The organism is Devosia equisanguinis, from assembly GCF_900631955.1.
Taxonomy (GTDB): Bacteria; Pseudomonadota; Alphaproteobacteria; order Rhizobiales; family Devosiaceae; genus Devosia; species Devosia equisanguinis.
The window spans coordinates 120,698-135,037 of sequence record NZ_UZWD01000023.1 but is presented as its reverse complement, the minus strand read 5'-3'; the positions used below and the strand labels follow the sequence as shown (position 1 = coordinate 135,037).

General features: G+C 62.4%; 14 protein-coding genes and 1 tRNA gene. 9 read left to right on the top strand and 6 right to left on the bottom strand.

The features are described 5' to 3' along the window. Positions 1 to 278 precede the first annotated feature (278 nt). Entirely contained in the window at positions 279 to 725 is a 447-nt protein-coding gene (locus tag DEVEQU_RS08405) for an RrF2 family transcriptional regulator (protein WP_126150276.1), read from the top strand. Positions 726 to 1,428: 703 nt separating this feature from the next. Then, a complete protein-coding gene (locus DEVEQU_RS08400; protein WP_126150135.1) occupies positions 1,429 to 2,166 on the top strand; it encodes a Rha family transcriptional regulator in 738 nt (245 codons plus the stop codon). Between the two features lie 34 nt (positions 2,167 to 2,200). Here DEVEQU_RS08400 and DEVEQU_RS08395 read toward each other — a convergent pair whose 3' ends face one another. From DEVEQU_RS08395 to DEVEQU_RS08390, 3 genes are all read right to left on the bottom strand, one after another. Further along, on the bottom strand, positions 2,201 to 2,455 hold the full coding sequence (locus DEVEQU_RS08395) for a hypothetical protein (RefSeq protein WP_126150134.1): 255 nt from the start codon (positions 2,453 to 2,455) through the stop codon (positions 2,201 to 2,203). 8 nt (positions 2,456 to 2,463) lie between these two features. After that, positions 2,464 to 2,610: a hypothetical protein gene (locus DEVEQU_RS19870; protein WP_164550326.1), complete on the bottom strand. Its 147-nt coding sequence runs from the start codon at positions 2,608 to 2,610 to the stop codon at positions 2,464 to 2,466. 158 nt (positions 2,611 to 2,768) lie between these two features. Beyond that, a tRNA-Thr gene (locus tag DEVEQU_RS08390) sits at positions 2,769 to 2,844 on the bottom strand. Between the two features lie 295 nt (positions 2,845 to 3,139). Between DEVEQU_RS08390 and cysD the strand changes: the two genes are divergently transcribed. Both cysD and cysN read left to right on the top strand, forming a co-directional pair. Next, positions 3,140 to 4,048 carry a sulfate adenylyltransferase subunit CysD gene (gene cysD, locus DEVEQU_RS08385; RefSeq protein WP_126150133.1) on the top strand — a complete coding sequence of 303 codons (909 nt, stop codon included), beginning with the start codon at positions 3,140 to 3,142 and terminating at the stop codon, positions 4,046 to 4,048. Between the two features lies 1 nt (position 4,049). Then, positions 4,050 to 5,936 carry a sulfate adenylyltransferase subunit CysN gene (cysN, locus tag DEVEQU_RS08380; protein ID WP_126150132.1) on the top strand — a complete coding sequence of 629 codons (1,887 nt, stop codon included), beginning with the start codon at positions 4,050 to 4,052 and terminating at the stop codon, positions 5,934 to 5,936. 12 nt (positions 5,937 to 5,948) lie between these two features. Here the strand turns inward: cysN and DEVEQU_RS08375 are convergent, their stop codons facing one another. Continuing rightward, positions 5,949 to 7,190, bottom strand: a complete 1,242-nt coding sequence (locus tag DEVEQU_RS08375; RefSeq protein ID WP_126150131.1) for an ROK family transcriptional regulator — start codon at positions 7,188 to 7,190, stop codon at positions 5,949 to 5,951. 217 nt (positions 7,191 to 7,407) lie between these two features. Here DEVEQU_RS08375 and xylF point away from each other — a divergent pair, with 217 nt between their 5' ends. The 5 genes from xylF to DEVEQU_RS08350 all read left to right on the top strand — a co-directional run bounded on the left by xylF (position 7,408) and on the right by DEVEQU_RS08350 (position 12,557). Continuing rightward, complete coding sequence (xylF, locus tag DEVEQU_RS08370) at positions 7,408 to 8,442, top strand: D-xylose ABC transporter substrate-binding protein (protein WP_126150130.1); 1,035 nt, start codon at positions 7,408 to 7,410, stop codon at positions 8,440 to 8,442. Positions 8,443 to 8,594: 152 nt separating this feature from the next. Further along, entirely contained in the window at positions 8,595 to 9,866 is a 1,272-nt protein-coding gene (locus DEVEQU_RS08365) for a sugar ABC transporter permease (RefSeq protein WP_223214157.1), read from the top strand. 11 nt (positions 9,867 to 9,877) lie between these two features. Beyond that, positions 9,878 to 10,660 carry an ATP-binding cassette domain-containing protein gene (locus tag DEVEQU_RS08360; RefSeq protein WP_126150128.1) on the top strand — a complete coding sequence of 261 codons (783 nt, stop codon included), beginning with the start codon at positions 9,878 to 9,880 and terminating at the stop codon, positions 10,658 to 10,660. A 91-nt stretch (positions 10,661 to 10,751) separates the two neighbouring features. Further along, positions 10,752 to 11,369 carry a DUF1345 domain-containing protein gene (locus DEVEQU_RS08355; RefSeq protein WP_164550325.1) on the top strand — a complete coding sequence of 206 codons (618 nt, stop codon included), beginning with the start codon at positions 10,752 to 10,754 and terminating at the stop codon, positions 11,367 to 11,369. A gap of 60 nt (positions 11,370 to 11,429) precedes the next feature. Then, positions 11,430 to 12,557 (top strand): S-(hydroxymethyl)glutathione dehydrogenase/class III alcohol dehydrogenase, encoded by a 1,128-nt coding sequence (locus DEVEQU_RS08350; RefSeq protein ID WP_126150126.1) that lies wholly within the window; start codon positions 11,430 to 11,432, stop codon positions 12,555 to 12,557. A gap of 213 nt (positions 12,558 to 12,770) precedes the next feature. On the opposite strand, the gene DEVEQU_RS08345 is transcribed toward DEVEQU_RS08350, so the two are convergent. Next, complete coding sequence (locus DEVEQU_RS08345; RefSeq protein WP_126150125.1) at positions 12,771 to 13,415, bottom strand: non-canonical purine NTP pyrophosphatase; 645 nt, start codon at positions 13,413 to 13,415, stop codon at positions 12,771 to 12,773. Positions 13,416 to 13,611: 196 nt separating this feature from the next. Then, positions 13,612 to 14,328: a ribonuclease PH gene (rph, locus tag DEVEQU_RS08340; RefSeq protein WP_126150124.1), complete on the bottom strand. Its 717-nt coding sequence runs from the start codon at positions 14,326 to 14,328 to the stop codon at positions 13,612 to 13,614. Between the last annotated feature and the right edge of the window lie 12 nt (positions 14,329 to 14,340).

Sequence of the window (14,340 nt, the reverse complement as noted above, 5' to 3'; positions counted from 1 at the left end):
GCAAGGCTTTTTCTCATCGCTGCCAGCGAGCATTGGTCGGATTTTGTCGCGCGCCGGACCGGGGAAAGATTGTGCCTCTGCCGCGCCGTTAATGAGCATCGCCCCCGACGGTCGTTCTGACGCCACTGCGCTGTTGCGCTTATTCTCCGACAACCCGTTCACGCGAAAAACCCGCACGGCCAAGCCGGCCAGGGGAGCAAAACAGTCTCTTGTTAAGCGATTTCATGGACATTATGTACGCGCTCGGCATCATTGCCGCGCCCACGGGGTTACTGCCGATGCTGACGAACAAGGGGAAATATGGCCTGAAGGCGCTGGGGCATCTGTCGTCCCTGCAGCCGGGCGAGCTCGCCATGGTTGGCGATATCGCCACCACCAACAACATCCCCAAGAAGTTTCTCGACGCCATCCTTGCCGAGCTGCGCAATGCCGGCTTCGTCTATTCGCGCAAGGGCAAGTATGGCGGCTATTATCTGGCCCGGCCGCCGCACGAGATCATGATCGGCCATGTGGTGCGGGTGCTCGATGGGCCGCTGGCTCCGATCCAGTGCGCCAGCAAGACCCGCTATCAGCCCTGCGATGATTGCGACATCGAAACCTGCCGGGTGCGCCACCTGATGCTGGATGTGCGCAATGCCATTGCCGAAGTGCTCGACAATACCAGCCTCAGCGCCATGCAATCCGCCGCCGGCGTCCTCGCCCTCGACGCCGCCACAACCGCCTGAAGCGCGCTTGGCGAAAGGCCCTGAAGGCGGGCTGGCAGCGGCGGGCATCAAAACCGGACCTCTGTTCCCGGCCGTGACCAGCCAGTTCCGATAAACGGCATTATCGGGAGAGCCGCCGGCTCCTAAGGCTGTAACTAATTGCGCCGGTACAGCCAGCGTACCGACTCGCGTTTCGTAGATTTGAGATATCAACCTTGTGTGCTGAATAGGTAGTCGATCGCCATTCTGGAGACGACCAATGACACTCGAAACCTTCTCGCAACTAGCCGCCATCTCGGGATTCTTAACCGGCTGCGCCACCCTGTGGTTGCTGCTCCAGCACCACCGGAAGGTGAGACTACTTCCACTAGCGCTTGATACTACATCAAAGCGATATTCAAATATGCATGTATGCGAACGAGAGTGCGCACCATGCCCCACCAAAAACGTATCGCGTGGAGGCTGCGTCACTTGTCTTCCAGGACATCTGTATAGGGCAGTCCGAGCGAGAACATGCGCCGAACACAAGCCGAACATGCGTCGGACGTGTGGAAAAGTGTCCTACCCTTGACCTGAATCATCGAAGGGTGAGAAATAGAAAACCCGGCCCTCTCGTAAAGGGTCCGGGTTTAACCCGTCCTCGGGGGACGGACAGTAGCAAGCGCACCTTCTAACGGAAACGACGGTGTGGTCAATACCCCGAGGCATCACATAGAGGTGCCCAATGGCAGATACCGCTCAACTCACTATGTTCGAAGCGATGCAGCTCATCGAGATTTCTGAAGACCGTGCGGTCGTTACGTCTCTCGATGTCGCCCAAAGGTTCAGCAAAGAGCATCGAAACGTCATCCGAGCCATCCAAGACCTTGAATGCTCTGCAGAATTTAGAGCGCTCAATTTTGAGCAGTCCTCTTATCGGACGGCCCAGAACCGGCCTTTGACCATGTTCAAGATGACTAGGGACGGGTTTTCGTTGCTTGTGATGGGCTTTACAGGCGCCGAAGCAGCCCGCTGGAAAGAGCGCTATATTCAGGCGTTCAACCTGCTGGAGCAGGAAGCTCTCCGCAGGACTATCGAGCGTGCCGAAGCTCGCGGCAGGAGCAAGACGGTACGTGTGGCAGCAACTGATTCTTACAAGGCGCACGGCGCAAGCGACTGGACGCACTACGTTGCCAATACCGACGCGATCTACGAGATAATGTTCGGGGGAAGTGCCTACCAGCTTCGAAAGAAATGGGGCCTGCCGGGGAATGCCAATGTGCGTGACCATCTGTCGACTGATCAGCTCAACACCGTCATTCAGATTGAGGCAGCTGTCACCCTGCAACTAGACGCCAGACATGTTTGGCATCCGAGCGACCAGTTAAAGATCATCCGAGCTGTGGCTACCAGCTACAGGGCCATGATCGAGGCGCCGATGCCTGATCTATTGACCAGCCAGATGCGCAAACCAGCAGCCTGATCCTTAACGAGCCCGCCGCACTGGCGGGCTCGTCCTATTCCATCTCCGGCACTTCGCCCTGCTGGAACAACACCACTGGCTCTCCGAACTCGCCATTGACCAGATCGGCCGAGCGCCACCAGGCGAGGACGCCGGCATACTTGCCTGAAGACCAGAGCATGCGTGCCTGTTGTGTGGCAGTGGATTCGGACTGTGCCTCGCGCGCGGAAAACGCCGGCTGCAACTCACCTTCCTCGTCGCGGACGAAGGCTACATAGACGATCAGTTTAGTGGGGGCGTCCGTCGTCATTTGCGTGGCTATAGCTCTGCTGCTTTGACCGCTTCGGCCGCCGTGGCAAAGGGCCACTTTTGTATGCCATCGCTGTCATAAACGCCGAACATGCCATCGGCCCGTCGGATCACTTCCAAGCCCGCCACCTCTTGGATTTCAGGTCGTTCAACCATCGAGCCCTCCCATGCCTCCCATGTCGCATGGATTCGCGGCGACTGTCGAGAAAAGCCCGGAAATGCTGGGTAGCTGGACGCGACACGCATGCAACCTGCGGGCAGTCGGCGCTAGGGCCTTATGCTCGTTAAGCAATTGCTTTTTCTGAGGTGTTCCGTGGTGCCGGCAGCAGGGTTCGAACCCGCGACCCCCTGATTACAAATCAGGTGCTCTACCAACTGAGCTATACCGGCAGCAGGGGGCGTGTATCATTGTGTGGCGGTGGGGGCAATGGGGCGCCCTGTGGAAGTTCGCGGACGGGCGCGGAACTATTTTTGCGCCATTGTGCCGCTTCGCGCATCGCCCGGTGCCTGCTTCCCTCAGGCTGTGGAGCCCTTTGGTGCGAAGGGCGAGGCTGCCGCACAATTTTGCTTCAAGCCCTTGTAACCCCAGCGTTTCCGGCACTTTTCGGCTTGAAGCCGCCAGCGCTTCGCCGTACCCAACAGGCCTGTTCCGCCAGACTTTGGCGCCTTATGGGATGTGGAAATCTTGGACAAGAACCGGCTGACCCATTTAGAGGCCCTCGAGGCCGAAAGCATCGAAATCTTCCGCGAGGTCGCGGCCAGTTTCGAGCGCCCGGTGATGATGTATTCGGTCGGCAAGGATTCGAGCGTGCTGCTGCATCTGGCGCGCAAGGCGTTCTTTCCCAGCAAGATTCCGTTCCCGCTGCTGCATGTCGACACGACCTGGAAGTTCCGGGAAATGATCGCCTTCCGCGATCGCATGGCCGAGCAATACGGCTTCGAGCTTATCAGGCATACCAATGAGGAGGGCCGGCGCGACGGCATCAACCCGTTCGATCACGGCTCTTCGCGCTATACCGACATCATGAAGACCGCGGCCCTGCGCCAGGCCCTCAATGCCGGCCGCTACGATGCGGCCATTGGCGGCGCCCGTCGCGACGAGGAAAAGTCCCGCGCCAAGGAGCGAATCTTTTCCCACCGCAATGCCAGCCATGCCTGGGACCCCAAGAACCAGCGGCCCGAACTCTGGCGCACCTTCAACACGCGGCTCAATCCGGGCGAGAGCATGCGCGTCTTCCCGATCTCCAATTGGACCGAGCTCGACGTCTGGACCTATATCTATTCGCAGAACATCCCCATCGTGCCCCTTTACTTCGCCCAGTCGCGGCCGGTGGTGGAACGGTCCGGCACGCTGATCATGGTCGACGATGATCGGCTGCCGCTGCAGCCGGGCGAGACCCCGCGCCAGGAAATGGTGCGCTTCCGGACGCTGGGGTGTTATCCGCTGACCGGCGCCATCCGCTCCAATGCCGGCGATCTGCCCTCGATCATCATGGAAATGCAGGCCAGCCGCACCTCGGAGCGCGAAGGACGTCTGATCGACAGCGACTCCGTCGGCTCGATGGAAAAGAAGAAACAGGAAGGCTATTTCTGAGATGTCCCTCGCCATGGCCACCCCCGATACCGATCTCGATCTCTGGCTGGCGCAACAGACCGAAAAGTCGTTGCTGCGCTTTCTCACCTGCGGCAGCGTCGATGACGGCAAGTCCACCCTCATCGGCCGGCTGCTCTATGACAGCCAGATGGTGCTCGATGACCAGCTGGCCAGCCTGAAGAAGGAAAGCCACAACCGTATCGTCGGCGACGAAGGCATCGATTTCTCGCTGCTGGTCGATGGACTTTCAGCCGAGCGGGAGCAGGGCATCACCATCGACGTGGCCTATCGCTTCTTCTCCACCGACAAGCGCAAGTTCATCGTCGCCGATACGCCCGGTCACGAGCAATATACCCGCAATATGGCCACCGGCGCTTCCAATGCCGATCTGGCGCTGGTGCTGATCGACGCGCGCAAGGGCGTGCTGACGCAGACGCGGCGGCACTCCTTCATCCTGTCGCTGATCGGGGTGAAGCATGTGGTGCTGGTGGTCAACAAGATCGATCTCGTCGATTACGATCAGGCGGTGTTCGATCGCATCGTGGCTGACTACCAGGCCTTTGCCGCGCCGCTGGGATTCAAGACACTCGCCGCCGTGCCGGTATCGGCCCTGCGCGGCGACAATATCCTCAAACCCAGCGCCCGTACGCCCTGGTTTACCGGCTCGGCGCTGGTGCCCTATCTCGAAACCATCGCCGTGGGCGAGGACCGCGTTGCCAAACCGTTCCGTTTCCCGGTGCAATGGGTCAATCGCCCCGATCTCGATTTCCGCGGATTTTCTGGCACCGTCGCTTCGGGCAGCGTGCGCGTCGGCGATGAGGTGCTGATCGCCGCTTCCCGCAAACCAGCCCAGATCGCGCGCATCGTCACGCTGGACGGCGCCCTGGATCGCGCCATTGCGGGCGAGGCCGTGACGCTGGTGCTGGACCGGGAAGTGGACGTGTCGCGCGGCGATGTGCTCGCTCATCCCGGCCAGACGCCGGAATTTTCCAACCAGTTCCAGGCCCGCCTGGTCTGGATGCATGACGAGCCGGCCTTTCAGGGCCGCTCCTACCTCCTCAAGCTCGGCACGCAGACCGTTCCGGCCTCGATCACCGACATCAAATTCCGCACCAACGTCAACACTTTGGAGCAGGCGGCTGCCAACAAGCTCGATCTCAACGAGGTCGGCACGGTGACCATTGCCACAGATCGGCCCATTGCTTTCGATCCCTATGGCGAGAATGCAGGGACTGGTGGCTTTATCCTGATCGACCGGCTGTCGAATGCGACGCTGGGGGCAGGGACCATCGAGTTCGGCCTGCGCCGGGCGCAGAACCTCACCTATCAGTCCTTCGACGTGAACCGGCAGGTGCGCGCCCAGATGAAAGGCCAGACGCCACGCATCGTCTGGTTCACCGGTCTTTCAGGGTCCGGCAAGTCGTCCATCGCCAATCTGCTCGAAAAGCGGCTCACCGCCGAGGGCAAACACGCCTATATTCTCGATGGCGACAATGTTCGCCATGGCCTCAACCGCGATCTCGGCTTTACCGAGGCGGCGCGCGTCGAAAACATTCGCCGTGTCGCCGAAGTGGCCAAGCTGATGGCCGATGCCGGGCTGATTGTGCTGGTTTCCTTTATCTCCCCATTCGAGAACGAGCGCCGGCTAGCGCGCGAGATCGCCGGCGATATCGACTTCGTCGAGGTTTATGTCGATACCCCGCTGGCGGTCTGCGAGGCTCGCGATCCCAAGGGGCTCTACAAGCGCGCCCGCGCCGGCGAGATCAAGAATTTCACCGGCATCGACTCGCCCTTCGAGGCGCCGGACAATCCCGAACTGGTCCTGCACGGCGCCGATCACGAGCCGGCGGAGCTGGCCGATGAGCTGCACGCCTGGCTGAAATACTAGCGCAAGATCCAGTCACGCTGCCTTGCCGGCGCGTTCGCCGCTGGCCAGGCGCGCAAATTCGGACTGGTCGATATTGTCGAGCGTCTTCATCATCAGGCCGCGAAAGACGGGTTCGCGCTCGTCGCGATGCGCGACGATGCTGGGATTGCCATTGATCTTGCCGACCAGCGAATTGCCCAGCGCCTGGTTGATTTCGCTGCGCATCAGCTCCAGCGCCTGTGCGCCGGGACCGACGATCAGGATGTGCGAAGGGTCGTAGATGGCCAGCATGCGGCTCAGCCCATAGCCGATGGCGCGCCCGGCCAGATTGAAGGCATGCGCCGCGGCCCGGTCGCCGGCCTCGGCCCTCTGCATCAGCGCGCGATACTGCTCAGCCGGCACCGCCGGGGCAGGGGCTGCACTTTCGGGCACGGAATAAGCCGTGCGCAGCACGCCATAATCGGCGGCATAGGCTTCGATGCACCCCCGCATGCCGCAGCGGCAGAGCGCCCCATTGGGCGCGTGGTTCATGTGACCGAACTCGGTGGCGCCGCCATCGTCGCGGCCCAGGATTTGCCCTTTGAACGTCACCCCCATGCCCACGGTCGAGCCGACGAATACCGTGGCGACGCTGGCCTCGTGTAGGTCCGGATCAAGCCAGCGCACGCCCTCCGCCAGAAGCCGCCCGCGCTTGTGCAGGGTCACCGGGATGCCGGTTTCTTCCGCCAGCTCGGCTGCGAAAGGCGTGTCGGCCAGCCTTGCAATGGGCGACCATTTGAGCCGGCATCCCTCGCGATCGAGAATGCCCTGCACCGAAATGGCGATGCGGCGCAGCCGTGGCGCGCTGGCGGGATTGCGGCTGGCCAGCACCGCCAGCCTCTCGGTCAGCAATTGCGTCGGGGAGGTGGCCGCGAATGTCGTGGGTCCGATATCGGATTCCACCCGGTCCACCAGCACGCCGCCATAATCCACCAGCGACAGGCGCAGGCGATTGACGTCAATTTCGAACAGCGCCGCATAGGCGGCCGTGCGCACGAAATCGACGAGCACGGCGGGTCGGCCACGGCTGCGCCCGTCAGGCTTTTCCGCCGGCAGTTCGCGCATCAGGCCCTGGGCCATAAGGTCCTGGGTAATGGCGGTGATGCTGGCGTGGCTGAGGCCAGTGAGGCTGGCGAGCGCGGTGCGCGACTGGGCGCCGTTCACCCTGAGGGCGCCCAGAACCAGTCCTCGGTTTTGCCGCCGGACGCTGTCGCTGTCGCTGACCGTGCGCGTCAAGCAGGTCACTCCTTGATTGAACGTGCCACCTTGGCCAAGGGCCGAAAGCAAAGCAATGACTTAGTGCATTGCGCCCCGCAAATGGTGTTGACACTGCTCAGCGGTGACGGCGCCTCAAACGCAGCGGAAATTGACCGCGGTTTTCATGGCAAAGGGCAGTGGGAGGTTCTCACCTCGCGGCAATTCGGGTAGGGATTTGCCAATGGGGAGAAGAGGTATGAACAAGTTTGCTGCGGCCCTTCTGGCGGCGCCGGTCTTGTCCGGTACTGTGATCGCGCAGGACCAGGTGATTGTGGGGATCAGCTGGAACAATTTCCAGGAAGAACGCTGGAAGACCGATGAAGCCGCGATAAAAGGCATGCTCGAAGCCAACGGCGCCCGCTACATATCGTCCGACGCGCAGTCCTCCGCCGCCAAGCAGCTTACCGATATCGAAAGCCTCATCAGCCAGGGAGCGGACGTGATCATCGTCCTGGCTCAGGATAATGATGCCGTCGGACCCGCGGTTGCGGCCGCTGTTGCCGAAGGCATTCCCGTCATCGGCTATGATCGCCTGATCGAAAATCCCGACGCCTTCTATCTCTCCTTCGACAACCGCGAAGTGGGGCGTCTGCAGGCGGCCGGCGTCATGGCGCTGCAGCCGGAGGGCAATTACGTCTTCATCAAGGGCAATTCCGGCGACCCCAATGCCGACTTCCTGTTCCAGGGGCAGATGGAGGTGCTTGAGGGCGCCATTGCTGAGGGGCGAATCCACAATGTGGGCGAGGCCTATACCGATAACTGGAACCCCGAAGTCGCCCAGTCGACCATGGAGCAGTTCCTGACCGCCAACAATAACGAGGTCGATGCCGTCGTTGCCTCCAATGACGGCACTGCCGGTGGCGCCATAGCGGCGCTGGCGGCGCAGGGTCTGGCTGGTGCGGTGCCGGTTTCGGGACAGGATGGCGATCACGCCGCCCTCAACCGCATCGCCCTCGGCACGCAGACCGTGTCGGTGTGGAAGGATGCGCGCGAACTGGGCAAGAAGGCCGCGCTCGTCGCCATCGAGCTTGCAGGCGGCAAGCGCATGGACGAAATCGAAGGGACTGTGCCCTTTGCCGATGGCCCCAAGGGGGTGGAAATGAACGCCTTCTTCATCGAGCCGGTCGCCATTACGCGCGACAATCTCAACCTGGTTATCGATGCCGGCTGGGTCTCGAAGGAGGTCGTCTGTCTTGGCGTGCCAGTGGGAACCGTTGCCGCCTGCAACTGATCGTTTCAACCAGGTGATCGCGGCAACACGTAGCCTGCGCCGGCGGACCGGTGTAAGGGCTACGGGCCCCGGGTCTCCGGAGTGTCATCCCCCGGGGTAAAGTCATGGCAGAACATTCAGCCCAAACCAGCCCGGCGCATCCCAGCGCCCTCATGCGCAATCCGTTGCAGCGCTTTCTCGCCTCGACGGAGCTGGATACCCGTCAGCTCGGCATGATCGGGGCGCTTGCCATCATCTGGATCGCCTTCAACATTTTCTCGGACGGGCTTTTCCTCACCCCGCGCAATCTGTGGAATCTGTCGGTCCAGACCGCGTCCGTCGCCGTGCTTGTTACCGGCATGGTGCTGATTATCGTCACCCGCAATATCGACCTTTCCGTCGGTTCGATCCTGGGGCTGGTGGGCATGGTCATGGGGATCATGCAAACCGAGATCCTGCCCGTTCACCTGGGCCTTGGCCTCGGCCACCCGCTGATCTGGGTGCTCTCGCTAGCCGCGGGTCTGGTGGTGGGCGTGGGCATCGGCGCGCTGCAGGGCAGCATCATCGCCTTTCTGCGCATCCCCTCCTTCATCGTGACGCTGGGCGGTTATCTCGTCTGGCGCGGTGTCGCTTGGTGGTTCACCGCTGGCCGCACCGTGGCGCCGATGGATTCGACCTTCCAGCTGATGGGTGGTGGCCCGGCCGGCTCGATCGGGGCCTTCTGGAGCTGGGTCGTCGCGGTCATCGCCTGCGCCGCCATTGTCGCCGGCCTCTATTTCGGCCGCCGCCAGCGCGAACGCTTTAACTTCCCGCAGCGTCCGGTCTGGGCCGAGGCCGTGCTGGCCGTCATCGGCTGCGGCATCACCATCGCCGCGGTCTGGGTGGCCAATGCCTATCCCTGGCCGGTGCGCATCGCCGAAACTTATGCCCGGGCGAACAATCTCGCCATTCCCGATTCCGGATTGTTCATCGCCCACGGCATTGCCGTGCCGGTGCTGATCGCGCTGGGCGTCGGCGTCGCCATGACCTTCCTCGCCACCCGCACCCGCTTCGGCCGCTATGTCTATGCCATGGGCGGCAATCCCGAAGCGGCGGAGCTGGCCGGCATCAATACCCGCTGGGTCACGGTCAAGATTTTCATGCTGATGGGCGGTCTGTGCGCCATTGCCGCTGCCATTTCCACCGCCCGTCTCAACGCCGCGACCAATGCCCTGGGCACGCTCGACGAACTCTATGTCATCGCCGCGGCCGTCATCGGCGGCACCTCGCTGGCCGGCGGTGTCGGCACGATTGCCGGGGCGCTTCTTGGCGCGTTGGTCATGCAATCGCTGCAATCGGGCATGGTGCTGATGGGCATGGACAGCCCGCTGCAGTCGATTGTCGTCGGTATCGTTCTGGTCTTCGCGGTGTGGCTCGACACGCTCTACCGCCGGAATAAGCATTAGGAGTCCGAACCATGCTGGACACCACTACGCCCCTCGTCGAAATGACCGACATCTCGATCTCCTTCGGGGGCATTCGGGCGGTCGATCACGCCTCCATCTCGCTGCATCGCGGCGAGGTCGTCGGCCTGCTCGGCCACAATGGCGCCGGCAAGTCGACGCTGATCAAGATTCTCTCGGGCGCCTATAAGCGCGACAGCGGCGATATCCGCATCAATGGCGAGGCCGCCGCGATCAACAATCCCCGCGACGCCAAGGCCTATGGGATCGAGACCGTCTATCAGCAGCTGGCCGTGGCCGACAATGTCGATGCCGCCGCCAATCTGTTCCTCGGGCGCGAGATGATCACCCCGCTCGGCACGCTCGACGATGCGGCGATGGAATCGCGGGCCCGGGAGGTCATGGGGCGGCTCAATCCCAATTTCCGCCGCTTCAAGGAACCGGTAAAGGCGCTTTCCGGCGGCCAGCGTCAGTCCGTCGCCATCGCCCGCGCCATCCTGTTCGATGCCCGTATTCTGATCATGGACGAACCCACCGCGTCCCTGGGGCCGCAGGAAACCGCGCAGGTGGGCGAGCTGATCAAGCAGCTCAAATCCGAGGGGATCGGCATCTTCCTCATCAGCCACGACATCCACGACGTCTTCGATCTGGCCGATCGCGTCGTGGTGATGAAGAACGGCAAGGTCGTGGGCGAAGCGAAAACCTCCGATGTCACCAAGGACGAGGTTTTGGGCATGATCATCATGGGCAAAGTGCCGCCCGGCGCCAAACCCGGCCCCGGCGCCATCGCCATCTAGGCTTGGGGTGCTGCACACCCCGATGCCGCCGGGGCTGGACAGGCGGCCTATGGTCCTGCTCTCTTGCGCCCAGTGCTTCCGGGATGCCGATATGGTCCGCCGCCGCTTTCACGCCTTCTATGTCTCGATCGCCATAGGCCTCGTGGTCGCCGTGGCCAGCCTGGTGCTGGTGCCTGGCTGGGCGGTGACGATTTCGGCGATCGCCTTCTTTGCCTCCTACCTTGTCCAGGCCTTTCGGCGCCTCCCCAAGATGTCGGCGAGCTTCCTGCGGCAGCATGCCGATCAGGAAGATGCGCCTGTCGTCGCGATCTTCCTCATCACCGCACTGATCGTCGGGGTCTGCGTGGTCTCGCTGTTCCAGGTGGTCAATTCCGGCGGCAAGGCAGGGGCTTTGCAGCTTTCGCTCAGCATTGTCGCGGTGGTTCTGGGCTGGTTCGTCGTCCACATGCTGGCCACCTATCACTATGCCTATGAATTCTACGAAGCTGAGGGCGGCGGGCTGGATTTTCCGGGCAAGGCTGAGCCGGATGGGCTGGCCTTTCTCTATTTCGCCTATGTGATCGGCATGACCGCGCAGGTAGCCGACGTAGCGATCACCAAGAATGAAATGCGCAAGGTGGTGCTGATCCACTCCATCTTCGCCTTCTTCTTCAACACGGTGATCGTGGCCGCGACGGTCAATGTGGCGGTATCGGTGGGCGGCATGTGAGTTGCCGCTCGGCGCGCACCATGGCAAACCTTGGGCAAAACGAACAAGGAGCCGAATCCCATGAAGACCCGCGCCGCCGTCGCCTTTGCTGCCGGTAAGCCGCTCGAAATCGTCGAAGTGGATCTGGAGGGCCCTAAGGCTGGCGAAGTTCTCATCGAGATCAAGGCCACCGGCATTTGCCACACCGACGATTTTACGCTTTCGGGCGCTGATCCCGAGGGCCTGTTTCCCTCGATCCTGGGCCATGAGGGCGCTGGTGTCGTGGTCGATGTCGGCCCCGGGGTGACCAGCCTCAAGAAGGGCGACCACGTTATTCCGCTCTACACGCCCGAATGCCGCGAGTGCTATTCCTGCCGCTCCGGCAAGACCAATCTCTGCACCGCCATCCGCGCGACGCAGGGGCAGGGGCTGATGCCCGATGGCACGTCTCGTTTCTCCTTCGAGGGCAAGCCGATCTTCCACTATATGGGCTGCTCGACCTTCGCCAACCACACTGTCATGCCCGAAATCGCCGTGGCCAAGATCGACGCGGCCGCTGCCTTCGACAAGGTCTGCTATGTGGGCTGCGGCGTCACCACCGGCATTGGCGCGGTGATCAATACGGCCAAGGTCGAGATCGGCTCTACCGCCGTGGTCTTCGGTCTCGGCGGCATCGGCCTCAATGTCATCCAGGGCCTGCGCCTGGCCGGCGCCGACATGATCATCGGCGTCGATCTCAACAATGCCAAGAAGGAATGGGGCGAGCGCTTCGGCATGACCCATTTCGTCAATCCCAGCGAAATCGACGGCGATGTCGTCCCGTACCTCGTCAACCTCACCAAGCGTCGTGGCGATCTCATCGGCGGCGCCGATTACACATTCGACTGCACCGGTAACACCAAGGTTATGCGTCAGGCGCTCGAAAGCGCCCATCGTGGCTGGGGCAAATCGGTTGTCATCGGCGTGGCCGGGGCAGGGCAGGAGATCTCTACGCGCCCGTTCCAGCTGGTCACTGGCCGCACCTGGATGGGCACCGCCTTCGGCGGCGCCAAGGGCCGCACCGACGTGCCGAAGATCGTGGACTGGTATCTCGACGGCAAGATCGAAATCGACCCCATGATCACCCACACCCTGCGCCTCGAGGACATCAACAAGGGTTTCGACATGATGCATTCAGGCGAAAGCATCCGCTCGGTGGTGGTATACTAACGCGCGTCACCCATCCTGTTCCAGAGACGAGAAGTGTTTACGTCGGGCGTATCTGGAAGCAACCGGCTTCGGCTCTTGCGCTCCCTCCCCCCTTGAGGGGGAGGGTTGGGGTGGGGGGTGGTGCAGTGGTTCACTGATGGACCCCCTCCCTCGGTCCCTCCCCTCAAGGGGGAAGGAGGCGCAAGAGCCTCCAGCGCTGCAATCATCCCCAAATCACCCATGATCGATCTGGTTTTCGACGAACTGGGCAAAAGCCCGGGCGCGGTGGGAGAGCCCGCTCTGTCCCGGCGACCAGGAATGCTTGGTTTCGGCGGCCATTTCGCCGAAGGTGATGTCATAGCCATCGGGCATGAACATGGGATCATAGCCATGGCCCATCGCGCCGCGCGGCGGCCAGACCAAGGTGCCGTCGCATTTGCCGACATAGAGCACGTCGCGTCCATCGGGATGGGCGAGGCAGAGCGTGGCATTGAATGAGGCGCGGCGCTGGCCAGGTGAATTGGCCCCTGCCGCCTGCAGCGCATCCTCGACGCGCTTCATGGCATGGCCAAAATCGCGCGGCACGCCGGCCCAGTCGGCGGTATAGACGCCCGGCTCGCCATTGAGCGCATCGACGCAGAGGCCGCTATCGTCGCTGAGCGCCAGCATATTGGCGCCCTTGGCGGCGGCATGGGCCTTGGTGCGGGCATTTTCGGCAAAGGTGGTGCCGGTTTCGTCCGGCTCGGGCAGGCCCAGTTCGCCGGCGGAAACCAGATCGAGCCCGAACGGGGCGAACAGCTCGCGGAATTCGGTGAGCTTGCCGGCATTGTGGGTGGCGATGACGAGGCGATTACCGGCGCGCAGACGGGGTAGGCTCATTTGCTGGCTCCATCGAGGGCGCGCTGGATATCGTTCCAGATCGGGCAATCGTGTTCGGTGAAATCCCCCTCACCCGCCCTTCGGGCACCCTCTCCCCGAGAGGGAGAGGAATAAGAGGCGCGCGCTGAACCATTCTTCTCCCGCTTGGGGAGAAGGTGGCCCACAGCGCCGGATGAGGGAGTTTTGTTCCAGAACATCATCCGCCCAGAGCCGCCTTCTGCATTTCCGAGAGCTCGCCGATGCCCTGTTCGGCCAGCGCCATCAGGGCGTTCAATTCATCGCGATCGAAGGGCGCGCCTTCGGCGGTGCCCTGGATTTCGACGAATTTGCCCGAACCGGTCATGACGAAATTGGCGTCGGTCTCCGCTTCGACGTCTTCGAGATAGTCGAGATCGAGCACCGGGGTACCGCGATAGATGCCGCAGGAAATGGCGGCGACCGAATCCGTCAGGGCCGGGCCCTTGGTCAGCTTGCGCTCTTCCATCCACCGAATCGCGTCGGCCAAAGCCACATAGGCGCCGGTGATCGAGGCGGTGCGCGTGCCGCCATCGGCTTCGAGCACGTCGCAGTCCAGGGTAATCTGGACTTCGCCAAGGGCTTCGAGATCGACCACGGCACGCAGCGAGCGGCCGATCAGGCGCTGGATTTCCTGGGTGCGGCCGGACTGCTTGCCGGCCGTAGCCTCGCGGCGGGTGCGGCTGCCGGTGGCGCGGGGCAGCATGCCATATTCGGCGGTGACCCAGCCCTTGCCCTTGCCGCGCAGCCAGCCCGGTACGCTGGTTTCGACCGATGCCGTGCACAGGACCTTGGTATTGCCGAAGGCGACAAGGCAGGAGCCTTCGGCCTTCATGGCCACATTGCGTTCGAGGGTCACTGCCCGCATCTGGCTCGGGTCACGTCCGGAAGGCCGCATCATCATTCCATG